Source organism: Acinetobacter sp. 243_ASPC (assembly GCF_001054715.1).
GTDB classification, from domain to species: domain Bacteria; phylum Pseudomonadota; class Gammaproteobacteria; order Pseudomonadales; family Moraxellaceae; genus Acinetobacter; species Acinetobacter soli.
Genome location: NZ_JVOR01000012.1, coordinates 1 through 25124, shown reverse-complemented (window position 1 = coordinate 25124; position 25124 = coordinate 1). Strand labels below are relative to the sequence as shown.

The following is a 25124-nucleotide window of genomic DNA, read 5'->3' as shown; positions in this document are numbered from 1 at the left end:
CCGCGTGGTTTTGCTTTAGATTTTGTGCTCACCACCTCGGTGGCTTGTGTTAATTCGATAGATGACATCAAACTGACCCCTATTATTTTTGATAATGAATAAACATTTCTTGTTTAAACTGGCATCCAGCATTGAGAGCGAGTGGCCGGATTGCCTTATTTTTTACTGCAACAATATTTTTCCCCATAGGTCACTAACCTGAACATTTAGAGTGAGACTTTTTTCCCCCGATCCATAAAAAAGGTAAGAAAAGCCATCACCAGCATGATCATGGCCAGTAGTTTCAATAAATCGTTAAAGCTTGATGCAAGGGCCTGATAATGGACTTGCCGATAAATGACTTGCGTGGCCAACTGCTCGGAAAGATCGCCCAATTCAGCATACTGCGCCTTCAATTGCGCCATCTTTTCGACAAAAATCCAGTTGTCTGGAGTGAGGCCACTATTGAGTTCATTGCTGTGCCATGCCGTCAGCCAGTCGATACGTGAATTGATCAGCGCCAGCCCTACGGCTCCGCCAATGTTTCGCATCAGGTTATAAATTCCACTGGCATCGGCAATCTTGTGTTCGGGCAGGGTACTCATGGCCAACTGTGAAATCACAATCAGGCAAATCATCAGGCCAATTCCCCGATACACTTGCGGCCAAAACATAAAATCGTAATCGCTTTGAATGGTTAAATGCGCATTCAGCCAGACACCAAATGCCGCCATCAACATGCCCACAAAAACTGTTTTACGCGCATCAAAGTTGGGAATTAACCATGCCAGCACTGGCGCGAAGAAGAACATCACAATGCCGGTGACCATCATGATGTGGCCAATCTGGCTGCTATTCATCTCGCGCACTTGCCCTAGAAAGACTGGAATCATGTAGCCCAAACCATACAAGGCCATGCCAATCACAAAGGTAATCATGCAGCTTAAGGTGAAGTTTTTATTTTTAAATACACTGAGGTCCAGCAAAGGTTTGGGGGTCACAAAACTGCGATAAAAGAAAATCATCGCGCCCAACAGACTCACCAAAAACGCGACCCGTACACCGACATCGGCAAACCAGTCATAGCGACCACCTTCATCGAGGAAATACTCCAGTCCTCCCAAAAACATGGCCATGCCGACCAAGCTAAACCAGTCCAGTTCTCGAACCAATTTATAATTGGCACGGTCAATCGCAGGGTTGGCATACACCACCACCGAAATAATAATCCCCGGAATAATATTGATCAGGAACATCCAGTGCCACGAAAAATTGGTGGTTAGCCAGCCACCAATCGTGGGCCCAATCGCGGGCCCCAAGGTACTGATCATTCCAAACAGCACCAATGGCACTGCACGTTTGGCTTCGGGAAACAGTAAAAATAGCGCGGTCATAGATGTCGGGATCATCCCGCCGCCCATAAAGCCTTGTAGGGCGCGAAACACCAATAAGCTTTCTAGATTCCATGCCAGTGCACATAATAATGAACTGAAGGTAAATCCGACCGCGCACAAGGTATAGTAAACACGGGTTGAAAGGATTCGCGACAAAACACTCGACATCGGAATCGCGATAATTTCAGCAATCAGATAGACCGTTTGCACCCAAGTGACTTCATAGCGACTGGCGCTCATGCCTGCCTGAATTTCGTTGAGTGAACTGGCCACAATCTGAATGTCTAAAATGGCCATAAAATTGCCAAAAATCATGGCAACAAAAATCACCCACGCCACGCGAGGTGCAAAATTCCACTGGTTAGTCTGAGCTGAAACGGTCATGTGGTTCGATCCTCATGCATCATGGTTTGAGCCTCGTTAACTTCTCAAATCCACTTTGGCCACCACCGACATCCCCGGTTTGATCAGATCAATCTGCGGATGTGGAAGAATCGAAATACGCACCGGAATGCGTTGCACCACCTTGTTAAAGTTTCCCGTGGCATTATCTGGCGGCATCATAGAAAAGGTTGCACCAGAAGCAGGAGAGAAACTTTGTACCTGACCGTTAAAGGTCAGACTCGGATAGGCATCGAGTACCAAGCTCACACGTTGTCCTGCGCGCATTTTTTCAATCTGGGTTTCTTTAAAATTGGCTTCTACATACAGGCTATTTTTGGGAATAATCGCCATCAGGCGAGTTTGTGGATTAACTCTGGAGCCGATCTGAACAGCGAGACTGCCGACTTTTCCAGATACTGGCGCGACAATTTCAGAGGCATTTAAATCGATATCGTAAAGTTTGACGGTGGCTTTGGCGTTGTCTAGATCGGCATACAATTGTGTGCGTCCCGCCTGAACACTGGAAAACTGAGCCTGTGCAGCTTGAATCGCTGCCTGTGCTTTATTTAACTGTGCCTGTGCAGTCAAATATTCAGCCTGAGTGGCTTCAAAACGCTGACGTGTAATCACGCCCTCTTTCAGTAATTGCTGATAACGACGAAAATCTGCGCTCAAGCGGCTTACATCTGCCGCTGCCGCATCACGTGCACTTTGAGCTTCTTGAATGCTGGCCTGTGCGGATTTCTCATTTTCAGTTTGTACCGAAAGACCAGCTTGTTTCAGATTCACCATCGCTTTGGCTTGATCTGCGCGGGCTTGTAAATCGCGATTATCCAGTGCAACCAGTGGCTTACCCTTTTCAATCGTTTGATTTTCATGGACATAAAGTGCCAGCACTTCACCAGAAACCTTGGGCATAATCCAAGTTAAATCTGATTTAACATAGGCATTTTCGGTCGACTCATAGAAACGATACACAAACCAGTAATACAACACCCCCAGCAGAATGCCTAAAAACAAAAGGGTCAAAATCCCCCAAGCGATTTTTTTCCGACGAGCATAATCAGGTTCTGGCTGATCATGCGGAACAGGAAGCTCATCCATTGTGTCTGACCTTATAACACTTTAATTTAAATGCTTATTTTTTATACAGCAACATGCATCAATGCATCATGGGTGAGGAGCTTGAATAGAATGAAAAAACAGGTCGCACGATTCCCCTACAGGCGGCTGCCCTAATCGTATGCTTTCCCGCTAACTACACATTATTATTAAGTGATATTAAGTGATTTTTCATCTAAATTTTATTATCTATTTGACACATTAACCCAAATGAAGTGCGTAAATTGTCAAATTAATAATCATTAAACCCCTGGGTCACAAACAATAGTGTGTATTGTGAATCGTGTCAATTACATGAAAAATTAACTGATTTACCGAATTTTTCATTATTTTGGGTGCAATTTGCTCAAGTTAAGCGAAAATATTAAAAAGAAGAATTAAAAAATGATTGAAAATCAATGATAAAAAAATAAAAAAGCATTTCCCTAAACAAAGGGAAATGCTTTGAATTATACATGAGAATGACTATTATTTGCCAATACAAAATGAGCCAAAAATTTTGCCTAACAAGTCATCGGCACTAAATTCACCGGTAATTTCCGATAAAGCGTTTTGAGCCAGACGCAACGATTCGGCCACCAACTCACCTGCGTGATACACCACCAGTTGCTCACGTGCCTCATGCAAATGTAGCTGAGTGCGCTTCATTGCATCGATATGACGAGTACGGGCAATAAAGGTATCTTCTTCAGGTTGAAAGCCCGCATGCGCTGTAATCGCTTCTATGAGCGCCTGAACACCGGTTTCTTGTTTGGCCGAAACCCATACATGTCGAAAGCCTTCAAACTGCTCGGCATGCGAAGGGGTATCGATCAAATCACATTTGTTACCAATGAGCACCAGCCGACGCGGATCTAAATGCTCAGCAAAATATTCCCGCGCCAAATCCAGTGGATGCTCACCTTGACTCAAGTCATACACCAATAACAGCAGATCGGCTTGCTCGATTTCCTTGATAGCGCGGCGAATCCCTTCTTTCTCGACCACATCACCTGTCTCACGCAGTCCCGCCGTATCGGTGAGGGTGATGGGCAGTCCATTCAGACTGATTTTTTCATGCAGCACATCACGTGTAGTACCCGCAATATCCGTCACAATGGCACGTTCATTTCCGGCCAGAGCATTGAGCAGACTCGATTTACCGGCATTGGGTTTACCTGCAATCACCACTTGTAAACCTTCACGTAGTAATTGTCCCTGACGTGCAGAACGCTGAACCTGAGACACCGAATCACAGACATCATCGAGTAATCCCAAAATCTTACCATCGGCCAGAAAATCAATTTCCTCTTCAGGAAAATCAATCGCAGCTTCTACATGCAGGCGTAAATGGATCAACTTTTCCAGTACTGCATTGATCTTAACTGAAAATGCGCCTTGTAATGAGCGTACTGCTGAACGTGCAGCGGCCTGTGAAGTGGCATCAATCAAATCGGCAATCGATTCGGCCTGCACCAGATCCAGTTTGCCATTTTCAAAGGCGCGCATGGAAAACTCACCCGCTTTGGCAGCTTGTGCTCCAAGTTCGAGGAGCCGACCCAAGATGGCATTTAAAATCACCGGCCCGCCGTGTCCCTGAATCTCCACGACATCTTCGCCAGTAAAAGAGTGAGGATTTGGAAAGCACAGTAGCAATCCCTCATCCATCACCTGTGCCTGTGCATCGTAAAACTGTCGAAAGCCAGCCATTCGAGCTTTGGGCAAGGCCTTAGCGGTCAACTGCTCGGCAATTGCGTAGGCTTTAGGGCCTGACAAGCGGATCATACCCACACCGCCACGCCCGGGTGCAGTGGCAATTGCGGCGATTGTACTTTGATAGTGCATACAAAAACCTAAAAACAAAAAGAAGGCGGTTCAATAAAAAATCCGCTTAAGCGTAACATCTTAAGCGGATTTATTCAGCTGTTGCGTCTCGCTCAATTACGAGGTCGTTTCAACTTTATTTTCACGTGATTTAGCAACGCTTTTGTTGATAAACCATTGCTGTGTGATGGTAATACTGTTGTTGACAATCCAGTACAACACCAAGCCAGCAGGGAAGAACAACATGAATACCGTGAAAATGATCGGCATAATGCGGAACACTTTAGCCTGCATTGGATCTGCCGGTTGCGGGTTCAGCATTTGCTGAATGAACATGGTCGCGCCCATCAAAAGCGGCAAGATAAACCATGGGTCCATTGCAGACAAATCTTGAATCCAGAGCATCCATGGTGCATGACGAAGCTCGACACTTTCCATGAGCACCCAGTACAAGGCCAAGAAGATTGGCATTTGTAACAACAGCGGTAAGCATCCAGACAACGGGTTGACTTGCTCACGCTTGTAAAGCGCCATCATTTCTTGGGAGAAACGCATGCGGTCTTCGCCAAACTCTTCTTTCATACGCTGCATTTCAGGTGCAATCACACGCATTTTGGCCATCGAGCGATAGCTCTTTGACGACAGCGGCCACAAGATGAGTTTCACTAAAACGGTCAATAAAATGATTGACCAGCCCCAGTTGCCGACGATGTTATGGAAGAATTGCAAACCAATAAACAGTAGTTTTGCGATTGGCCATAACCAACCATAATCGACAGTCTGATTGAGTCCGACAGCCAGATCTTTGAGTTCAGATTGGATTTTTGGACCCGAATAGAACGTCGCATCCACGGTCATGGTTTTGCCCGCAGGCACATTAATGGTTGGAGAAGTAAAACCAATAATGTTCATGTTATCGGCAGATTTGCGCGACTCAAGCTTGGCGGTATACGCCTGCTCACCAAAATGACCTGGAATCCATGCACTTACAAAATAGTGCTGAACCATCGCCACCCAACCACCTTTGGCTTCTACGTTTAACTTCTCGTCTGAGAAGTTGGCAAACTTCAGCTTGTTGTAGTGCTCGTCAGGAGAACCCCATGCACCGCCTAAGAAAGTGCCAAGTGTAAAGATACCTTGATCAGACTTGCCTGGATCTTCAGAGTTGTCTCGTTTGATTTGACCAAACATTTGACCCTGCCAGTTTTGCTGACTGCGGTTGACCACCTGATAGCTCACTACAACTGGATAATCGCCTTGCTTGAAAGTAAAACGCTTGATGATTTCCACACCATCTGCTGTTTTGTAGACCATTGGAACAGTAAGCGTTTTAACCAGCTTGCCGTCTTTGTCTTTCACTTCTTTAGCATCGGCTAAGGTGTATGCAGATTTTTCTACATCATACACCGGACGACCTGCACGGCTGCTGTCAGGACCATTTAAGCCAATCAAACCCGACTGTGCGACATAGGTACGTTTGGCATCACTTTCAAGCATTACAAACGGTTGATCACTGTTTTTGCTTTGATCATGATTAAGTAATTCAATACGCACAATATCACCACCTTTTGGATTGATCCAAAGGTGATAAAGGTCAGTCTGTATTGAAATAAGCTGTTGACTTACAGATGCTGGAGCAGCTGTCGGTGTTTGCTGGGCAGCAATATTTGCTTGCGGTACGTCAGAAGACGTAGCAGCTGCTTGGCTATTTGGCAAATCAGCAGACACATCATGCGACACTGCAGCAGCCGTTTGTGGCTGTACGGGTGTATTTGCATGACCATAATCTTTTTGCCAAGCCAAAATGAGCAAATATGCCGTGACAAACATGGCCCCGAGAATTGCAAACCTGGCCCATTGTTGCATATCTATTACCCCAAGTGGTTAGAGTGATTTAGGTTCATTAAACGATCACGAAAGGGTACAGCAACGTGATGCGTTTGAGAATCTATTTGCTGAAACGAAATAAAATGAATTGCTTTTGACGGCACGGGGTCATAACCCGATCCACCCCACGGATGACAGCGGCAGATCCGGCGAATAGCCAGTCCAGTGCCTTTGACTGCACCATGCGTATGAATTGCTTCGAGGGAATACTGAGAACAGGTCGGAATATACCGGCAACGAGGACCAAGCATCGGACTAATTGCGATTTGATAAAAACGAATCAACCAATGAAGGATACGAACCATTGGCGCATCTCTAATGCAAAGAAGGAGAAACAGCTACTTTTTGATATTTTTTAGCCTGACGAAGAAGTTTTTGCCAAGCAAACTCAAGCTGCTGATGCAAATCAGCATTAGATACCGCTTCAATACCTATCTTAGGCATGACCACAATATCAAGTAAACCGACGTGTTGCTGATGCAAGCGAAAGCTTTCACGAGCAAGTCGTTTTATTCTATTTCGTTCGTGCGCACGGCGCACTTTTTTCTTGGCGACAATCACCCCCAAGCGACTTTTTGCGTGCTCGGACGGTTTCGCAAGAAACAAGAAGTGGGGCTGATGCACTTTAAAAAGCGCACCATTAAACACACCTTGGTAATCTGCAGCACAGCGTAATCTTACCTCTGTGCTGAAGCTATAAAGTGTCATCACCCGATCGTATCAGCTAACTGTGATTAAACAGTTAAGCTGTGACGACCTTTTGCACGACGGCGAGCCAATACTTGACGACCAGCTTTTGTAGCCATGCGAGCACGGAAACCATGAACGCGTTTACGTTTTAATTCCGAAGGTTGGAAAGTACGTTTCATGTCGAAACTCCCATATTGATCTTTCTGTAAAGGTTCGCGATTGTATTGTGCAATCTTTACACTGTCAATGAAAAACAGGAATCTTTACATTTAAATGTCTGTCGAGAGCTCAGATCCTATCTGGCAAAAACAGTACTTGAAAGATCACACAAAAGTTATACACAAACTAATACTTTAGATTTATGGCATTTTTTTGTATATTTGGCACTTATTCTCAGCTTTATCAACAGCTTTAACTTGATCGATAGCGTCATCCTCTTGATTTGAATTTAAATTCATATCTCGCTAAATTATCCACAAGACATGAACGCTTATTAAATAAATTCAAATTTTAAAATTTAAATTTATTCTTATTAGGGATAACTTTTTCTGTGGAATAGCCTATTTTAAATTTAAAAACCAATAAGATGGGTTGTGGATAAGCTTGTTTTAATCACATTTACAGATTGTGGATAACTTATCCCTGAAAACTATCCACAGGATGTGGAAAACCTTATCCACAAGTCAATTGAATTTAAATTTATAGCGTAAGCGTTTTCTTTTTAGACAAAATCAAGATAATCCTTCATGACAGATGTGGATAACTTGGTTAGAATGGCCACCCCTTTTCAAGAAGGGTGGGTGGATATTGTGGTTTTTGAATTTAAATTAAGGGGATTCACATGCTCTGGACGGACTGCTTAACTCGCTTGCGACAAGAGCTCTCTGATAATGTCTTTGCGATGTGGATTCGTCCTTTGGTAGCCGAAGAGACGGAGGATCGTCTACGTCTATACGCGCCAAATCCTTACTGGACGCGTTATATACAAGAACATCACCTTGAATTAATTTCTATTTTGGCCGAACAGTTGTCTGAAGGCCGAATCCGACAGGTCGAGATTTTGGTCGACTCACGTCCGGGCGCAATTTTATCCCCAGCTGAACAACCCGCAACCACGACGGCAGCGTTATCCACAGCACCCGTAATCAATAAAGTCAAAAAAGACAGCACCGATACCGCACCTGCATCGAATGCGAAAGTTTTAAATTCAAAAAAGCGTTTACTCAATCCACTGTTTACCTTTTCGCTATTTGTTGAAGGTCGCTCCAACCAGATGGCTGCCGAAACTTGTCGTAAAGTGCTCACACAGTTAGGTGCCTCTCAGCATAATCCGTTATTTTTGTATGGCCCGACCGGATTGGGTAAGACTCACTTGATGCAGGCGGTGGGCAATGCACTTTTACAAGCCAAGCCAAATGCACGCGTGATGTATATGACCGCAGAGAGTTTCGTACAGGACTTTGTCAGTTCATTGCAAAAAGGCAAAGTAGAAGAATTTAAGAAAAATTGTCGTTCACTGGATTTACTTTTAGTCGACGATATCCATTTGCTGGCCGGTAAAGAAGCCAGTTTGGTTGAGTTTTTCTATACCTTTAATGCGCTGCTTGATGAGTCAAAACAGATTATTCTGACCTCAGATCGTTATCCAAAAGAATTAACCGAACTCGATCCGCGATTGGTTTCACGTTTTTCTTGGGGATTATCGGTGGGCGTCGAGCCACCCGATATTGAAACACGTATCGAAATTTTACTTAAAAAAGCAGAGAATAGCGGCGTGGATTTACCGCGTAACTGTGCATTGTTTATTGCACAGCAAGTGGTGGCCAATGTGCGTGAACTTGAAGGTGCATTAAATAAAGTGGTCGCGATTGCACGCTTTAAAGGCTCGCAGATCGATCTGGATGTGGTCCGAGAATCACTCAAAGACGTGCTGGCGATTCGTGCGCGAACCATCAGTGTGGAAAATATTCAGCGTGTGGTCAGTGAATATTTCCGTATACCCTTAAAAGAATTAATTGGACCTAAACGTACCCGTATTTATGCCCGTCCACGTCAGTTGGCAATGGGCTTGGCACGTGAACTCACCGGCGACAGTTTCCCTGAAATTGGCATGGCTTTTGGTGGGCGTGATCATAGTACGGTCATGCATGCCTGCGAAAAAGTGCAGAGCTTAAGGCAGGACGATCCTATTTTTAATGAAGATTACAAGAATTTGCTGCGTTTGTTGCAAAGCTAGATGTTCTTCATACACTTTTTATCGCTGCATGGCCTGATCAAGTGATTCAGGCCATTTCGTAATCGTGTTAACCGTCAACATCGGATCGCAATTTTCATCCTATCTTTTCAGACAATTTAGGTTAGAATACTTTTTAGTTTTTTTGAGTTTAAGGGTTAAAACGTGCGACTAAAAATAGCCAAAGAAAGTTTACTCAATGTTCTCTCTCATGTGGTCGGTGCCGTGGAGCGTCGCCATACATTGAATATTCTTTCCAATGTGAAAATTCAGGCTAATGCGCAGGCTTTGACCATCACTGGATCTGATCTGGAAGTGGAATTGGTGGCTAGCACCACACTGGCAGAGGGAGCTTGCCTTGAAGTCGGTGAAACCACAGTTCCAGCACGTAAACTGGTCGATATTTGTAAATCTCTTCCTTCTGCGGCACTGATTGATCTGCAAATTACTGAAGATCAGCGTTGTATTTTAAAGTCGGGCAATAGCCGCTTTGTGCTGGGAACTTTACCTGCTGAAGATTATCCACTGCTGACCACAGAAAGCAGTCAGGGCACACAGGTTCAGGTGACTCAGCGTGAATTAAAGCGATTATTTGAAAAAACATCTTTTGCCATGGCGGTGCAAGATGTACGTTTTTATTTAACAGGCACTTTGCTTGAAATTGATCAAAATCAATTACGTGCAGTGACCACCGACGGCCATCGTTTGGCTTTATGCGAAGTTCAGGCGTCCTCAACAGCGACTCAAGCGGTACAGGCGATTGTGCCACGTAAGGCAGTGGGCGAGTTACAGCGTCTATTAAGTATTGAAGATGATCAACTGAGCCTGTTGATTGGCCGTGAACTGTTAAATGTGACCATTCATATTGCCAACCGTGACAAAGAGCAGCATCCGATTACGGTACGCTTTACCACCAAGCTGATTGATGGCAAATTTCCAGATTATCGCCGCGTTATTCCACGTGGTGGCGACAAACATGTACAAATCGCTCACGATGTCTTTAAGCAGTCATTGCAGCGTGTGGCAATCTTGAGTAATGAAAAGTTGCGTGGCGTGTTTTTGAATTTTAATCCAGACGTTTTACAACTGCGTGCGAATAACCCAGAGCAAGATGAAGCGATTGAAGATTTAGCAATTCAGTATCAAAATACGCCACTCGAAATGTCATTTAATGCGCAGTATTTACTCGAAGTACTGAATGTTTTAGATGGCGACGATGTGAGTATGAGTATGACTGAAGCCAATCAGTCGGTTTTGGTACAAGACGCTGCGCATCCTGATCAGACCTATGTGGTCATGCCAATGCGCGTATAACCTGCCGATCCGCTGATGCAAATTACGCGTTTAAACATCGAACGTGTGCGCAATTTAAAAACGGTTGCTCTCTGTGGATTGCAACCGTTTAATATTTTTTACGGCGCAAACGGCTCTGGCAAAACCTCGATTTTAGAGGCGATACATCTCTTGGCGACCGGGCGTTCTTTTCGAACGCATATGCCGAAGCATTATATTCAGCACGATGCACAGGATGCCATTGTTTTTGCTCAATCGATATCTGAAAAAATTGGTATGCAAAAGCTGGCATCGGGTGAGCAATTGATCAAGGTCAATGGCGACACCGTAGCCACTCAAGGTCAATTGGCCAAACTATTGCCTTTACAACATCTAGACCCACAAAGTACTGACATTATCGATTACGGCGCCAAGCCGCGTCGACAACTACTCGATTGGTTGATGTTCCACGTGGAACCCGAGTTTTATTTTGCTTGGCAATATTATTCACGCGCGCTCAAGCAGCGTAATATGCTGCTCAAAACTAAGCGGCAGCTCACGCTGGCTGAACTTGAACCGTGGAACAAAATGCTCAGTGATTACGGCGAAATGCTGCATTCGCAGCGTCTGGTCACAGTCGAGCGCTGGAAAGGGTTTTTTCAGCAAGATCTTGCGCATTTGCTTCCTGAGCTTGAGATCGAGCTAGAGTACAGTCCTGGATTTCATACTGAGGTCGGGCTGTGGCAGGATCTGCTCAATTATCATGAAAAAGACCTTGAACGACGCTACACCGAATACGGTCCGCACCGTGCCGATTTACGCTTAAAAACGCCACTCGGTGCAGCGGATGATGTCTTGTCACGTGGGCAAAAGAAATTGCTCATGATGGCATTAAAACTGTCACAGATTGCAATGTTACATGCGAGTAATAAGGAAACTGTGGTATTATTAGATGATCTGACAGCAGAATTAGATAGTAACGCGCAACGACGTTTAATTGAACGATTGAGCCAATTGGGTAGTCAAGTTTTTATTACCACTTTAGATCATCAGGCTGTGACTCAACATTTAGATGATCTGTCTATTTCTTATCAATTATACAATGTTGACCATGGTCAAGTTCATGCTGTTTCACGTTGATTTTTTACCCATCTTTGGATAGACCTAATTTTTGCTAGGGAGAAACCATGAGTTCAGAATCGCAATCTGCCTCTCCAACAGAACAAACAATTGAAAAGGCGTATGATTCCTCTAGTATCAAGGTATTACGTGGGTTGGATGCTGTTCGTAAACGTCCGGGCATGTATATTGGTGATACTGACGATGGGACTGGCTTGCACCACATGGTGTTTGAAGTCGTCGATAATGCGATTGATGAAGCATTGGCTGGACATTGTGACGAAATTATTGTCACCATTCATGAAGATGAATCGGTCAGTGTCTCGGATAACGGCCGTGGAATTCCAACCGATATTCACCCAGAAGAAGGGGTTTCTGCTGCAGAAGTCATTCTGACCATTTTGCATGCCGGCGGTAAGTTTGACGACAACAGTTATAAAGTGTCTGGTGGCTTACACGGTGTAGGCGTGTCGGTGGTGAATGCGTTATCTAGCAAATTGCAGCTAACGATTCATCGCGCGGGTCAGATTCATGAGCAGGAATATCAGCACGGCGATCCGAAATATCCGCTTAAAGTGGTCGGTGAAACCACCACCACAGGAACAACAGTGCGTTTTTGGCCAAGTGCGGAAACGTTTAGCCAAACTATTTTTAGTGTCGAGATTTTAGCGCGTCGTTTAAGAGAGTTATCATTCTTAAATGCCGGTGTAAAAATTGTCTTGCGTGATGAGCGTGTGAACTTTGAGCATATTTATGCTTATGAAGGCGGTCTGTCAGAGTTTGTAAAATACATCAACGAAGGCAAAACCCACCTCAACGATATCTTTCATTTTACTGCCGATGCCGATAACGGTATTGGGGTTGAAGTTGCGCTTCAGTGGAACGACAGCTATCAGGAAAATGTTCGCTGCTTTACCAACAATATTCCGCAAAAAGATGGCGGAACACATTTGGCAGGTTTCCGTGCCGCACTGACACGTGGATTAAACAGCTATCTTGAGAGCGAAAATATTCTCAAGAAAGAAAAAGTCAGTGTGAGTGGTGACGATGCACGTGAAGGTTTGACTGCCATCATTTCGGTTAAAGTGCCAGATCCTAAGTTTTCATCACAAACCAAAGAAAAATTGGTTTCAAGTGAAGTGAAGCCTGCGGTTGAGCAAGCCATGAACAAGGAATTCTCGGCCTATTTGCTGGAAAATCCGCAAGCGGCGAAATCAATTGCAGGAAAAATTATCGATGCGGCGCGTGCGCGTGATGCGGCGCGTAAAGCGCGTGAGATGACGCGTCGTAAAAGTGCGTTGGACATTGCAGGTTTGCCGGGTAAATTAGCCGACTGCCAAGAAAAAGATCCTGCATTGTCTGAGCTGTATCTGGTCGAGGGTGACTCGGCAGGTGGCAGTGCCAAACAGGGTCGTAACCGCAAGATGCAGGCCATTTTGCCGCTCAAAGGTAAAATTTTGAACGTGGAACGTGCGCGCTTCGACAAGATGATTTCAAGTCAGGAAGTGGGCACTTTAATTACGGCCTTGGGCTGTGGTATTGGCCGCGAAGAATATAACCCAGATAAGTTGCGTTATCACAAAGTCATCATCATGACCGATGCCGATGTCGATGGCTCGCATATTCGTACCTTGCTGCTTACATTCTTCTTTCGTCAAATGCCGGAGTTGGTCGAGCGTGGTCATATCTATATTGCGCAGCCACCTTTATATAAGCTCAAAAAAGGCAAGCAAGAGCAGTATCTCAAAGACAACGATGCACTCGAAACCTTCTTGATTTCAAATGCCATCGATGACTTGGCCTTACACATCAGCGCCGATGCACCAGCCATTACGGGTCAAGCTTTGGCAAGCGTAATTGACGATTACAAGGTATCGCAAAAGAGCTTGCAACGTTTAACCCAGCGTTATCCTGCGACCTTACTCGATGGCTTGCTTGAAGTAGAGCCATTTAAAGCCGATCAAAGCCATGATCGTCCGTATGTCGAGCAATGGGCTGAGCAACTTGGCCAAGTGATTGCAAAATTACAGCCAAGCTTGCGTCCTGAAGTGAGTCTGGAAAGCTTTGAACGTGAATCTCCAACAGGCGAAAAATCGATTCATTGCTGGCCACGTATCACGGTCTATGTCCACAATTTACCGCATCATTACTTGCTCGATGCCGGTCTGCTCAATTCAGCCGAATATGCACGTTTGCTAAAAAATTCGAAAAGCTGGTTCAAGTTGATCGAAGAGGGTGCTTATTTGCAAAAAGGCGAGCGACGCATTCCTGTGAGTAATTTCCATCAGGTGTGGCAGCAAATTTTGCAAGACTCGCGTCGTGGCATGATGATTCAGCGCTACAAAGGATTGGGCGAGATGAATGCCGAGCAGTTATGGGAAACCACTATGGACCCAGAAAACCGTCATATGCTGCAAGTGACCATCGATGATGCCATTGAAGCAGATCGTATGTTTAGCTGTTTGATGGGTGATGACGTAGAACCGCGTCGTGCGTTTATCGAAGAAAATGCATTAAATGCCGATATCGATGCTTAATGCTCAATAAAAAAAGGCGCCTCAAGGCGCCTTTTTTTATTTCAGTGTGCTTGGCTTAATCAAAGGAACTTTCCAGTTCTTCCAGCTCCATCATGAGCCCGAGCATTTGTTCTTCCGCCTGTTCAAGCTGTTGTTTAAGCTCGGTTTGCTCGTTCATGAGCTTAAGTAACTCATCTTTACGTGCTGCATCGTAAATTGAGCTATCGCCCAGTGCGATTTCAATTTCAGCCAAACGCGGCTGCAAGCGACCGATCTGGCTTTCAAGCTTCTCAATATTTTTTCGAATCGGACGCGTCTGTTCACGACGTTTTGCAGCTTCTTTACGCTGTGCTTCTTTGTCCAGTTTTGAAATGACCGGTTGTGCCTCAACTTTGGATTGAACTGGCGCTGCCGGCTGTTGACCTTGTTTCATCAGATCATTACGAGCCTGACGAAGCCAGTCGGCATAATCATGTAAATCCCCATCAAAATCACGACTATTGCCTGCATGAACCAAAATCAATTCATCACATACACTGGCAATCAATTGACGCTCGTGCGACACCAGCACCACGGCACCTTCAAAGTCCTGTAATGCCATGGTCAGTGCATGACGCATATCCAGATCCAAATGGTTGGTAGGTTCGTCCAAAATCAATACATTAGGGCGCTGCCATACAATCAATGCCAATGCCAGACGCGCACGCTCACCGCCTGAAAAACTCTCACTCGGCGTATCCATACGTTCACCACTAAACCCAAAACTGCCTAGAAATGCGCGCAGTGTAGCTTCACTGATTTTTTTATCCGCAATACGAGACAATTGCAACATTGGGCTGGCTGCACCGTCTAGGGCATCCATTTGATGCTGGGCAAAATAACCGATATTGAGCAGCTCTGAGGCATAACGTGTGCCCCGCAATAGCGCCAAATCACCCACCAGCGATTTGATCAGCGTCGATTTTCCGGCACCATTCATACCCAGTAGACCAATCCGGCTGGTCGGGGTAATTTGTAAATTGACATTGGTCACAATCAATTTATCGCCATAACCAATATCGGCGTGTTCAAGTGCCAGCAGTGGTGAACTCATTTTCGATGGCTCTCGAAAGCTAAAGGTAAACGGCGTATCTACATGGGCAGGTGCCAGTTCTTGCATTCGCTCTAACTGCTTAATACGGCTTTGTGCCTGACGAGCTTTGGTGGCTTGTGCTTTAAAACGATCGATATATTTTTGTAGATGTGCGCGAGTTTCTTGCTGCTTTTCAAAAGCCTGTTGTTGTTGCGCGAGACGTTCTGCACGTGTGGTTTCAAAGGTGGAGTAATTACCGGTGTATAGCGTGAGCTGTTGATTTTCGATATGCAGAATATGATCGGTAATTGCATCGAGGAAATCACGGTCATGCGAAATCAACACCAAGGTGCCTTCGTACGCCTTGAGCCAGTCTTCCAGCCACAAAATCGCGTCTAAGTCTAAGTGGTTGGTTGGTTCGTCGAGCAGGAGTAAATCTGAGCGACTCATCAGTGTACGTGCCAGATTCAAGCGCATTCGCCAACCGCCTGAAAAGCTTGCGACATCGTATTGTGACTGATAGTCGAAAAATCCTAAACCGGCCATAAGCTGGGATGCCTTGGCCGCGGCTGCATAACCGTTAATTTCATCAAAACGACTGTATAGGTGTGCCAGCTCGTCGTTACTCAGTTGATCTGGATGCTCGAGTTGGTGCTGAATAGTCCAGTATTCTTCATCACCCGACAACACGAAATCGATCGCTTTCATGTTTAATGCTTGAATTTCCTGTGCCATGTGCGCCACAGTCCAGACATTCGGGCGGGTTAAACTGCCGCTGTCCGATTCTATGCCACCTAACAACGCAGCAAACAGGGTGGATTTTCCAGCCCCGTTGACCCCCGTGAGACCAATTTTCCAGCCCGGATGCAATTGCATTGAAGCTTTTTGAAATAAGACGCGTCCGCCACGGCGAACTGAAAATTGATCAAGTTGAATCATGGAGAAAGTGACGCTATGCAGAAAACAGTAGCGCTATTCTAAAGACATCCGCAGATGAAGACAAAAATTTCATCTCGACAACAATACGCGAGATCGTTTAAAGTCAAAAGGTGACTCGGCAGTCCATAGGAAAAAAGAATCGAAATGATCAAATAATTTATTTATCCATTAAAAAACAAATAATTAAAGAAAATGAATAATATGACAATGAAACAATATGAATAAAAAATGTGCGACAAAACACGATTAATTCGTAAAACGATTCATTTTGCCACAAAAAAATGGAGTAAAAGCTCTATTTTTTTTTAGACAACAACATTAATATTTGGGGTGAAAGGATACCCTGAACTAAAAAAAGTCAATTAAAGGAATCATAAGATGAAGAAAATTGCACTCGCGCTCACCGCTGCGTCAATTTGTGGCCTATCTGCAACAGCACAAGCTGCAAAGGTCGATGTCTGTGTCTTCGATTTACTGGGTAAATCGGGTGAATCATACAAAATGATGGAAGAATGGGCTTTGGCTGCCAAAGGCTGGGGCGCCGATATCAATTTGGTGCCGCGTCAGGATGAAGCCGTTGCAGACAACGATTTCAAAGCCGGCAAATGTGATGCCGTGGCCATGACCGCCATGCGTGCGCGTCCGTACAATAAGTTTGCTGGTTCAATCGATTCACTAGGCGGTGTTCCGAATAACCAGATTGCCCAGCGTGCAATCAGCTATGTACTCGATGGTCGTAATGCCGCCAAAATGACCACCAATCTGGGTGGTAAAAAATATGAAGTGGCTGGTATTTCACCATTAGGTTCGGCTTTCATTTTTGTCCGTGATAAAAACATTAACTCGATTGAAAAAGCAGCGGGTAAAAAATTCGCGGTACTCGGTTATGACGATGCACAAAAAATTATGGTGCAGCGTGTAGGAGCACAGGCGGTAATTTCCGATATTTCAAACTTCGCGGCTAAATTTAACAATGGTCAGGTCGATATTATTGGTGCCCCAGCCTATGCGTATAAGCCATTAGAGCTACAAAAAGGTTTGGGTGCAAACGGGGTGATGTGGAACTTCCCGGTTCTTCAGGTGACTGCCGATTTGGTGATTCGCCCAGATCAATTCCCGCAAGGCTTTGGACAAAAATCACGTGACTGGTTTGTTAAACGCTTACCGAAGAGCTTTGCCATGATCAATCGTTTAGAAGCTGAAATTCCAGCCAAGTACAAAATGAATCTAAACGCCGATGACAAGCTGAAATATCAGAAACTTTTACGTGATGGCCGTATGGATCTCACCAAACGGGGTATTTACGATGCCGAAATGATGTCGGTATTGAAAAAAGCACGTTGTTCGGTTGATAAAGCCAATTTCGAATGTGCAATGCCTGGCGAATAAGCTTGATTTAAAAAAGAAAGTCCGGAAATTTCCGGGCTTTTTTTTATGTATTTTTTGCTGTCATTTCAGCCATTGTTTCACATAACAGAAACGCTAAGCTAAATCATGACCCAGTGCCGTGCGCATATTTGAATTTGTGCCATATCTGCCTGCACCGTGTCGATCAGATAACAACAACCGCTTAAGATATGACTATAAAACCGAATCGTCTTGAGCAATCAATAACACCATCAAAGGACATGATGATGAACTGGATCTCCAAAACCTTCTGTGCAGCCCTCGTTATGACTGGTGCCAGTGCAGCAAATGCTAAACAAACCGTCTGTGTGTTCGACTTGGTTGGAAAAAATGGCGATGTATACAACCTAATGAAAGATTACCAACTGGCAGCTAAAAGCTGGGGTGCCGATATTGAACTTCGAGTCGCGCAGAATGAAGCCGTGATTGCAGATGATTTTAAGGCCGGCAAGTGTGATGCGGTCAGTATTACCGGCATGCGTGGGCGCCAATTTAACGGGTTTACCGGCTCGCTCGATGCCATTGGGGCAATTACAGATTTAAAGCTGGCAGTTAAAATCATGCAGGGACTCGCCAGCCCGACCTTCGCCAAATACATGGTGAATGGTCAATATGAAGTCGCTGGGGTGATTCCTGTTGGTGATGCGTACTTGCTGGTCAATGACCGTAGTATCAATACCGTTGCCAAAGCTGCAGGCAAAAAAATTGCAGTGCTCGATTATGACGAAGCTCAAAAAATTATGGTGCAGCAAATTGGTGCGCAGGCGGTGAGTGCAGATGTCACCAACTTTGGTGCAAAATTCAATAACCATCAAGTGGATATTATTGGCGCCCCAGCGGCGGCCTTTAAACCACTTGAGCTACACAAGGGGCTTGGCAGCACGGGCGCAATTGTGAATTATCCGATCTTGCAAGTAACCGGAAACATTATTATTCGTAAAGATAAGTTTCCTGATGGCTTTGGCCAAAAATCTCGAGAATGGGTAAAAGGGCAGTTACCGCGTGCATTTGGTATTTTGGGCAAGATGAAAGCCGATATTCCACAAAAATACTGGATGGACGTGCCTGCTGCCGACAAACCGGGTTATCAAAAAATGATGCGAGAGGCGCGTATAAATCTTACCAAACGCGGCATTTACGATAAACGCATGATGAAGCTGTTATGGCAATTTCGCTGTAAAGAAGATCGCGCCAACTTTGAATGTGGTTTGCAAGACGAAAACTATAGCTCTTAAGCCCGCATGATCAGGATAGCATCGCAGCAAGAATATAGTTTAAACTTCAAAGACAGTCCCCATATTGAATATGTTATACTGTCACATGCTTTAAAGATGATGTCTGAATCTAGTCTGAGGAACACCTGTCATGAATGCTCAAGCTCTTGTTATCACTGATAATGCTGCAAATAAAGTGCGCCAACTCCGCGACAGCGAAGGCAATCAGGATCTCATGTTGCGCGTTTACGTTACCGGTGGAGGATGTTCGGGCTTCTCGTATGGCTTTAATTTTGCCGACAGCCCAAATGAAGACGATGCCGAATTTGTAAATGGCGATGTCAAAATGCTGGTCGACTCGCTAAGTTATCAGTACTTGGTTGGCTCGGTGGTCGACTATATTGAAGGACTAGAAGGGTCACGCTTTATTGTACAAAATCCGAATGCGACTACTACATGTGGTTGCGGATCATCGTTTTCAATTTAAACCAATCCAGATTCAGCATAAAAAAATCCCCAATACGGGGATTTTTTTATGCGATCGGGTTTAACGCTGGGTGATGCTTCCCAGTACACGAAAGCCCTCTGCACCCGTCACTGAGGGTAAGTTCCCCGCTTGCTGATGCATAAAGCGCATGGCCAGCCATGCAAATGCAGTGGCCTCGACCCACGTTGGCGAGAGTCCAAGTACACTGGTGCTTTGTACCGACCAGTGGTGCTTGCGCAAACGCCAGCGCAACTGTTCTAAAAGATGCGAGTTGTATGCTCCACCACCACAGACATACACTTCACCCGTATCTAAATCTGAACGATAAATGGCTTTTTTGATGGCTCGGGTGGTGAGCTTGAGTAAGGTGGCCTGAACATTTTCTGGCGTGTCTTCAAGCTCCTGATATTCAAGTTCGTCATTACGCCAATCGGCCAGTTGATCGTCAAGCCAGTCCAGATTGAAATCTTCCCGGCCTGTACTTTTGGGTGGCTCTTTTGAGAAAAAGGCATGGGCTTGTAAACGCTCGAGCAAACCGCGAATAGGTTGACCATAAGCGGCCCAATTGCCATTTTCGTCAAATGGATGTCCGGTATAGCGCTCGCACCAGGCATCCATCAAAATATTGGCTGGGCCAGTATCGAAACCATACACCCCATTCGGATTTCCTGCTGGCAATAAGCTGACGTTGGCAATGCCACCTAAATTTAAAATCACCCGATGAATGGTAGGATGCTGGAACACTGCCTGATGAAAAGCTGGAACTAAAGGCGCCCCTTGGCCTCCGGCTGCCATATCACGCCGGCGAAAATCTGAAATCACGGGAATCTGGGTGATCTCAGTAATAATATTCGGATCACCAATCTGTAGGGTAAAGCCATGTTCAGGCCGATGCCGAATGGTTTGCCCGTGTGAGCCAATCGCCTTGATTTGACTCCGATCTAAATGATTTTTTTCAATCAGCGTATTGATACCATGTCCAATCATGGTCGCCAGTGCTACATCGGCTTTACCCATACGATCTATTTCGTTGTCGTCGGGCAGTGTAAGTGCCATCAGTTCATCACGTAACTCTGGATCAAAAGGCAGTGTCAGGGTCGCATGTAGATAAAGGGGATCAAATGAAGCAGCAACAAAATCGACACCGTCCATGCTGGTGCCGGTCATTACCCCAATATAGATCGCTGTCATGAGCAACTTCGCCTGCAATATGCTGAAAAAGTGTTAGTATATCGCACAAATTGAATAACTGATGTGTTTAGGTTTTGTGATGTCAAATTTCTTGCCTGCTGAAGAACAGCTTGCCCTCATTCAACGAGGCACTCATGAAATTATTTCTGAAGAGGATCTGCTCAAGAAACTCAAAGAAAATCGCCCACTGCGAATCAAAGCAGGGTTCGATCCAACTGCACCAGATTTGCATTTGGGTCACACGGTTCTAATCAACAAATTAAAAGCATTTCAAGATCTGGGCCACGAGGTCACGTTCCTGATTGGCGATTATACTGCCATGATTGGCGATCCAACCGGAAAAAGTGCGACGCGTCCGCCACTTACTCGTGAGCAGGTCGAGGCCAATGCCAAAACTTATCAAGAACAGGTCTTTAAAATTCTTGATCCAAACAAAACCAAGGTTCGCTTTAACTCGGAGTGGTTTAACCAGCGTACTGCGGCAGATCTGATTCAGCTGGCCAGCCAGCAAACTGTTTCACGCATGCTTGAACGTGACGATTTCACCAAGCGTTACAACAATCACCAACCGATTGCCATTCATGAATTTTTGTATCCTTTGGTACAAGGTTATGACTCTATTGCGCTTGAAGCCGATGTCGAGTTGGGGGGTACCGATCAAACCTTTAACTTACTGATGGGGCGTACTCTGCAAGGACGCTACGGTCAAGAATCGCAAGTGTGTATTACGGTGCCGATTCTAGAAGGTTTGGACGGTGTCAACAAAATGTCTAAATCACTGGGTAACTATATTGGGGTATTTGATGCGCCGGGTGCGATGTATCAAAAAGTCCTTTCTATGCCAGATACCCTAATCGAGCGCTATTTTGAACTACTCAGCTTTAAATCACTTGAAGAGATTCAGGGTTTACTCGATGAAATGGCCAATGGCCGTAACCCGCAAGATTTGAAAAAAATCTTGGCACTCGAGATGGTGGAGCGCTTCCATGATGCAGATGCTGCTGCCAATGCCCACAAAGGTGCAGGCAATATCATCACAGAAGGTGAAATTCCTGAAGGCACGCCGGAAGTTACGATTTCACGTGGCGAATTCGGTGGAGAAATCTTTATCGCTTCGATTGTGCGTTTAGCTGGGCTCACCAAAAATGCTGCACAGGCAAAAGACGCTGTTTCACGTGGAGCCGTTAAAGTCGATTGGCAGGTGGTTGATGCAAATTTCTCGGTCAAAGAAAATAAAACCTATCTGATTCAGGCAGGTAAAAAGGCCATCGCTCAAGTCACCTTTATCGACTAATTTAATTTAAGCATATACAAAAGCAGATCTTAGGATCTGCTTTTTTTGTCGATTTTACGGTGCCACGCTATGGATTTAAAAACTAAAAAAATAACCCTTCACGGCACTTCTAAGCAGATCAATTTATGCTATAAAAGTGGAAACAGTGACACAAACGCATATTAAAATTAAGCCTGTAAAACTGATCGTGTTTGAGCGATTGTAATTATTTTAAAACGGTTGTAGTTGAATGGTGATTAAAGCTACACAGATCGGCAAAATTAAGTTAATAAAGAAGTGAACAACACCCACAAGATGAAACTGCGTACCAATCTATTCTAGCAATTCACCCAACGACGTTTATTCGATATTTTTTAAAATTACACGCTTTTGATTTAGATTGATTAGCTCACAGGAGGCCAAATACCACAAATAAATATATCGCATCGATTGAGCCATCGACATTTTAATCTATACATCTTCATTTTAACTTTGACATGACTTTGATAATTAAAAACCAAGAGGAGCGACCAGCATGGGCTTTGATCAACAACATCTCAACTGGCTTATCACATTCCTATTCAATACCTCTCCAGACTCAATCGAACAGCAAGACTATCATCTCGCGCATTATTATTTAGATAAGCTCGATATAGCAGAAAATTATCAATTATTTAGTATGGTACTTGCACGCTTACCACAGCGCGCGAAACTGTTTTTCTTAGAAGAAAGTTACAAAGGTAAACAGCAGATGATTCGAGAAGTAGTCGACGTACGCTGTCCATTCTAACTCTATATCCAGATCACCCATTAAATAGTGGCTCAGATCAGAATGATCTGGGCCTTTTCAACAATATAGCTTTAAGTAAATTATTAAATTCAAATAATCATTATTATTGTGAAGTTAAATTAAAAACATTGTTAAAAAATGGTGTCAGAATTGCATAATAAAAACAGAATCCTGATTCATTACAGGATCATGTCTTCATAACACATTGATTATCGATAAAAGTTAAAACTATGCCCAACTTATCTTCATATGTGCAGTCGATTTCCTATACTGCAAAATCTTCGCTTTCTATTTCGCTTGCCTTCACCATGTGTTTAGGAGTGGTCGGCTGCCGTGATCAGCATTCATCTGATGCGACAACATCAACCACACCCACAGCACCTAGCACACTTAAAATTTTGCATATCAATGACCATCATTCACATTTAGATGAAGAACAGATGGAACTCAGCATCGACAACGATCAAGGACAAAGTACAACCTATACCGTGAGTCGTGGCGGGTTTGCACGTGTCGCGGCATTGATCAAACAGCTCGAAACAAAAACTGAACCACAACTGAAACTGCACGCAGGTGATGCCACCACAGGGGATCTATATTACACCCTGAGTAAGGGTCAAGCCGATGCGGACTTGATGAATACCGTTTGTTTTGATGCCTTTACTATTGGCAATCATGAGTTTGATGGTAAAGATGAAGGCCTGAAAACGTTTATCGATGCGTTGGATCGGGGGCAATGTGCTAAGCCAACAGCCGTTTTGTCTGCAAATGTTCAGTTTGGTCCTTCTTCGGTATTGTACCAAAGCAGTCGTGTACAGAAATCGACTGTAATTGAAACACAGGGGCAAAAAATTGGCCTTGTTGCACTCACCATTGCACAAAAAACCAAGAATGCATCGCAGCCCAATGCCGACACGTTATTTCTAGATGAGCTCAGCAGCGCACAGCAGGAAATAGACCATTTACGGCAAGCCGGTATTAATAAGATTATTTTACAAAGCCATGTTGGTTTTGAAATGGATAAAGTGCTGGCGACACAGTTACGCGGCGTCGATGTGATCGTAGGAGGAGATTCGCATACCCTATTGGGACCAAGTGAACTGAGTCGCTATGGCATTACACCAGAGGCACCCTATCCAACGCAGCTTCGCAATGGTGATGGTGATCCGGTTTGTATCGTACAGGCGTGGCAATATAGCTATGTGGTTGGGGAGCTGAACGTCAACTTTGATGCGCAGGGGCGGGTTAAATCCTGCCAAGGTACGCCGCATATATTGATTGGCAATGATTTTCAGACTAAACAGCGTGGTCTTGCTCCACTGACGACACAACAACAAACGCAACTCGGTGAGACGTTAATGCAGCGTGCTCCAGCCTTTCGTGTGATACAGCCCGATGCGATGGCGCTGTCTATTTTAAAGCCCTATCGCGAAAAGAAAACTGAATTTAGCCAAAGCTTGGTGGCTTATGCCGATGAGATTTTTTGCCTGCGCCGTGTGCCGGGAACACAGCGTGATATCAACCGCTCAGGACTTGGCGATATCTGTAACCAAGATGCGCACGTGAACCAATATGGGGGTGATATTCAACAACTGGTTGCAGAAGCGTTTTTACAGCAAGGTAAAAGCTATTTTGCTGCAGACCTGTCTTTATTAAATGGTGGCGGAGTACGGACCGATCTTGATCGAGGCGAAATAAGCGTGGCAAAGGTCTATCAGGTTCTGCCGTATAACAGCACTTTAGTGCAGCTCATTATGCGCGGAAGTGAAATCAAGGCAGCACTAGAAGATGCACTAGATGCAGTTATTCGCCTTAACAACACGGGAAGCTATCCATATAGTGCTGGCCTACGCTGGACAGTCGATATGAATCAGAATAAGGGCGAACGTATTGGTAATCTAGAGTTACAAACGCCGTCAGGGCACTATACGCCATTACACATGGAGCAGCGCTATCGTGTAGTTACTTTAGACTTTCTCGCCAATGGTTCAGATTATTACCACACACTGGCTACGATTAAAGGCGAACATCGAATTGATGTGGGGCTTGAATATGCCGATGCATTTTTACAGTATTTAAAACGCAACCATGATGTACGCCCAACCCTAAATAAATTGGCGACAGCGCAATACAGTACGCAGCAATTCATTGATCGTCCGCTTTAAATCCAATATTTATCGCTTCGATCCACATATTCAGTATGTGTTCATGCACACATAAACAGCAGCAGATGATTAAAATCGCCTGCTGTTTGTTCAAAAAAGCCGATTTTGTTTTAAAAACAAACGATCATGGCAAATAATTTAAAAAAGGGGTTGTAAAGGAATGGGGATGGTGTAGAATGCACATCCA

At 44.7% G+C, this 25124-nt stretch carries 19 protein-coding genes; 10 read left to right on the top strand and 9 right to left on the bottom strand.

Annotated elements, in window-relative coordinates; all coding sequences use genetic code 11:
* Positions 1 to 206 precede the first annotated feature (206 nt).
* From ADA42_RS01655 to rpmH, 7 genes are all read right to left on the bottom strand, one after another.
* Entirely contained in the window at positions 207 to 1757 is a 1551-nt protein-coding gene (locus ADA42_RS01655; RefSeq protein ID WP_048763250.1) for a DHA2 family efflux MFS transporter permease subunit, read from the bottom strand.
* A gap of 36 nt (positions 1758 to 1793) precedes the next feature.
* A complete protein-coding gene (locus tag ADA42_RS01650; RefSeq protein ID WP_048763249.1) occupies positions 1794 to 2861 on the bottom strand; it encodes an HlyD family secretion protein in 1068 nt (355 codons plus the stop codon).
* Positions 2862 to 3347: 486 nt separating this feature from the next.
* The gene (mnmE, locus tag ADA42_RS01645; RefSeq protein WP_048763247.1) at positions 3348 to 4703 is read right to left on the bottom strand and encodes a tRNA uridine-5-carboxymethylaminomethyl(34) synthesis GTPase MnmE; all 1356 of its coding nucleotides are present in this window, start codon (positions 4701 to 4703) and stop codon (positions 3348 to 3350) included.
* A 96-nt stretch (positions 4704 to 4799) separates the two neighbouring features.
* Positions 4800 to 6548, bottom strand: a complete 1749-nt coding sequence (yidC, locus tag ADA42_RS01640; protein WP_004933491.1) for a membrane protein insertase YidC — start codon at positions 6546 to 6548, stop codon at positions 4800 to 4802.
* A gap of 5 nt (positions 6549 to 6553) precedes the next feature.
* Positions 6554 to 6874, bottom strand: a complete 321-nt coding sequence (gene yidD / locus ADA42_RS01635) for a membrane protein insertion efficiency factor YidD (RefSeq protein WP_004933497.1) — start codon at positions 6872 to 6874, stop codon at positions 6554 to 6556.
* A 10-nt stretch (positions 6875 to 6884) separates the two neighbouring features.
* A complete protein-coding gene (rnpA, locus tag ADA42_RS01630; RefSeq protein ID WP_171063717.1) occupies positions 6885 to 7280 on the bottom strand; it encodes a ribonuclease P protein component in 396 nt (131 codons plus the stop codon).
* Between the two features lie 23 nt (positions 7281 to 7303).
* On the bottom strand, positions 7304 to 7438 hold the full coding sequence (rpmH, locus tag ADA42_RS01625) for a 50S ribosomal protein L34 (RefSeq protein ID WP_000831329.1): 135 nt from the start codon (positions 7436 to 7438) through the stop codon (positions 7304 to 7306).
* A 662-nt stretch (positions 7439 to 8100) separates the two neighbouring features.
* Here rpmH and dnaA point away from each other — a divergent pair.
* The 4 genes from dnaA to gyrB all read left to right on the top strand — a co-directional run bounded on the left by dnaA (position 8101) and on the right by gyrB (position 14420).
* Complete coding sequence (gene dnaA, locus ADA42_RS01620; protein ID WP_048763243.1) at positions 8101 to 9495, top strand: chromosomal replication initiator protein DnaA; 1395 nt, start codon at positions 8101 to 8103, stop codon at positions 9493 to 9495.
* Positions 9496 to 9657: 162 nt separating this feature from the next.
* Entirely contained in the window at positions 9658 to 10806 is a 1149-nt protein-coding gene (gene dnaN / locus ADA42_RS01615; RefSeq protein WP_004933506.1) for a DNA polymerase III subunit beta, read from the top strand.
* Positions 10807 to 10821: 15 nt separating this feature from the next.
* A complete protein-coding gene (recF, locus tag ADA42_RS01610; protein WP_004944545.1) occupies positions 10822 to 11904 on the top strand; it encodes a DNA replication/repair protein RecF in 1083 nt (360 codons plus the stop codon).
* Between the two features lie 47 nt (positions 11905 to 11951).
* Complete coding sequence (gene gyrB, locus ADA42_RS01605; protein ID WP_048763240.1) at positions 11952 to 14420, top strand: DNA topoisomerase (ATP-hydrolyzing) subunit B; 2469 nt, start codon at positions 11952 to 11954, stop codon at positions 14418 to 14420.
* Positions 14421 to 14475: 55 nt separating this feature from the next.
* Here gyrB and ADA42_RS01600 read toward each other — a convergent pair whose 3' ends face one another.
* Positions 14476 to 16410, bottom strand: a complete 1935-nt coding sequence (locus ADA42_RS01600) for an ATP-binding cassette domain-containing protein (protein WP_004933517.1) — start codon at positions 16408 to 16410, stop codon at positions 14476 to 14478.
* Positions 16411 to 16788: 378 nt separating this feature from the next.
* On the opposite strand from ADA42_RS01600, the gene ADA42_RS01595 reads away from it, so the two are divergent.
* The 3 genes from ADA42_RS01595 to erpA all read left to right on the top strand — a co-directional run bounded on the left by ADA42_RS01595 (position 16789) and on the right by erpA (position 19518).
* Positions 16789 to 17799 carry a putative solute-binding protein gene (locus ADA42_RS01595; protein WP_004933520.1) on the top strand — a complete coding sequence of 337 codons (1011 nt, stop codon included), beginning with the start codon at positions 16789 to 16791 and terminating at the stop codon, positions 17797 to 17799.
* A 245-nt stretch (positions 17800 to 18044) separates the two neighbouring features.
* A complete protein-coding gene (locus tag ADA42_RS01590; RefSeq protein ID WP_025095822.1) occupies positions 18045 to 19052 on the top strand; it encodes a putative solute-binding protein in 1008 nt (335 codons plus the stop codon).
* 130 nt (positions 19053 to 19182) lie between these two features.
* Positions 19183 to 19518, top strand: coding sequence for an iron-sulfur cluster insertion protein ErpA (gene erpA / locus ADA42_RS01585; RefSeq protein ID WP_004933526.1), 336 nt, complete (start codon positions 19183 to 19185; stop codon positions 19516 to 19518).
* 60 nt (positions 19519 to 19578) lie between these two features.
* Here erpA and ADA42_RS01580 read toward each other — a convergent pair whose 3' ends face one another.
* Positions 19579 to 20709, bottom strand: a complete 1131-nt coding sequence (locus ADA42_RS01580; RefSeq protein WP_004933530.1) for an anhydro-N-acetylmuramic acid kinase — start codon at positions 20707 to 20709, stop codon at positions 19579 to 19581.
* A 61-nt stretch (positions 20710 to 20770) separates the two neighbouring features.
* On the opposite strand from ADA42_RS01580, the gene tyrS reads away from it, so the two are divergent.
* From tyrS to ADA42_RS01565, 3 genes are all read left to right on the top strand, one after another.
* Positions 20771 to 22003 carry a tyrosine--tRNA ligase gene (tyrS, locus tag ADA42_RS01575; protein WP_171249903.1) on the top strand — a complete coding sequence of 411 codons (1233 nt, stop codon included), beginning with the start codon at positions 20771 to 20773 and terminating at the stop codon, positions 22001 to 22003.
* Between the two features lie 514 nt (positions 22004 to 22517).
* Positions 22518 to 22772, top strand: a complete 255-nt coding sequence (locus tag ADA42_RS01570) for a hypothetical protein (protein WP_004933535.1) — start codon at positions 22518 to 22520, stop codon at positions 22770 to 22772.
* A 230-nt stretch (positions 22773 to 23002) separates the two neighbouring features.
* Positions 23003 to 24937 carry a 5'-nucleotidase C-terminal domain-containing protein gene (locus ADA42_RS01565; RefSeq protein WP_048763237.1) on the top strand — a complete coding sequence of 645 codons (1935 nt, stop codon included), beginning with the start codon at positions 23003 to 23005 and terminating at the stop codon, positions 24935 to 24937.
* The last annotated feature ends 187 nt before the right edge of the window (positions 24938 to 25124 follow it).

Bases quoted from the DNA above. Each gene is read 5' to 3' on its own strand.
- ADA42_RS01655 (WP_048763250.1), bottom strand. From the start codon at position 1,757: ATGACCGTTTCAGCTCAGACTAACCAGTGGAATTTTGCACCTCGCGTG.
- ADA42_RS01650 (WP_048763249.1), bottom strand. From the start codon at position 2,861: ATGGATGAGCTTCCTGTTCCGCATGATCAGCCAGAACCTGATTATGCT.
- mnmE (WP_048763247.1), bottom strand. From the start codon at position 4,703: ATGCACTATCAAAGTACAATCGCCGCAATTGCCACTGCACCCGGGCGT.
- yidC (WP_004933491.1), bottom strand. From the start codon at position 6,548: ATGCAACAATGGGCCAGGTTTGCAATTCTCGGGGCCATGTTTGTCACG.
- yidD (WP_004933497.1), bottom strand. From the start codon at position 6,874: ATGGTTCGTATCCTTCATTGGTTGATTCGTTTTTATCAAATCGCAATT.
- rpmH (WP_000831329.1), bottom strand. From the start codon at position 7,438: ATGAAACGTACTTTCCAACCTTCGGAATTAAAACGTAAACGCGTTCAT.
- dnaA (WP_048763243.1), top strand. From the start codon at position 8,101: ATGCTCTGGACGGACTGCTTAACTCGCTTGCGACAAGAGCTCTCTGAT.
- recF (WP_004944545.1), top strand. From the start codon at position 10,822: ATGCAAATTACGCGTTTAAACATCGAACGTGTGCGCAATTTAAAAACG.
- gyrB (WP_048763240.1), top strand. From the start codon at position 11,952: ATGAGTTCAGAATCGCAATCTGCCTCTCCAACAGAACAAACAATTGAA.
- ADA42_RS01600 (WP_004933517.1), bottom strand. From the start codon at position 16,410: ATGATTCAACTTGATCAATTTTCAGTTCGCCGTGGCGGACGCGTCTTA.
- ADA42_RS01595 (WP_004933520.1), top strand. From the start codon at position 16,789: ATGAAGAAAATTGCACTCGCGCTCACCGCTGCGTCAATTTGTGGCCTA.
- ADA42_RS01590 (WP_025095822.1), top strand. From the start codon at position 18,045: ATGAACTGGATCTCCAAAACCTTCTGTGCAGCCCTCGTTATGACTGGT.
- erpA (WP_004933526.1), top strand. From the start codon at position 19,183: ATGAATGCTCAAGCTCTTGTTATCACTGATAATGCTGCAAATAAAGTG.
- ADA42_RS01580 (WP_004933530.1), bottom strand. From the start codon at position 20,709: ATGACAGCGATCTATATTGGGGTAATGACCGGCACCAGCATGGACGGT.
- tyrS (WP_171249903.1), top strand. From the start codon at position 20,771: ATGTGTTTAGGTTTTGTGATGTCAAATTTCTTGCCTGCTGAAGAACAG.
- ADA42_RS01570 (WP_004933535.1), top strand. From the start codon at position 22,518: ATGGGCTTTGATCAACAACATCTCAACTGGCTTATCACATTCCTATTC.
- ADA42_RS01565 (WP_048763237.1), top strand. From the start codon at position 23,003: ATGCCCAACTTATCTTCATATGTGCAGTCGATTTCCTATACTGCAAAA.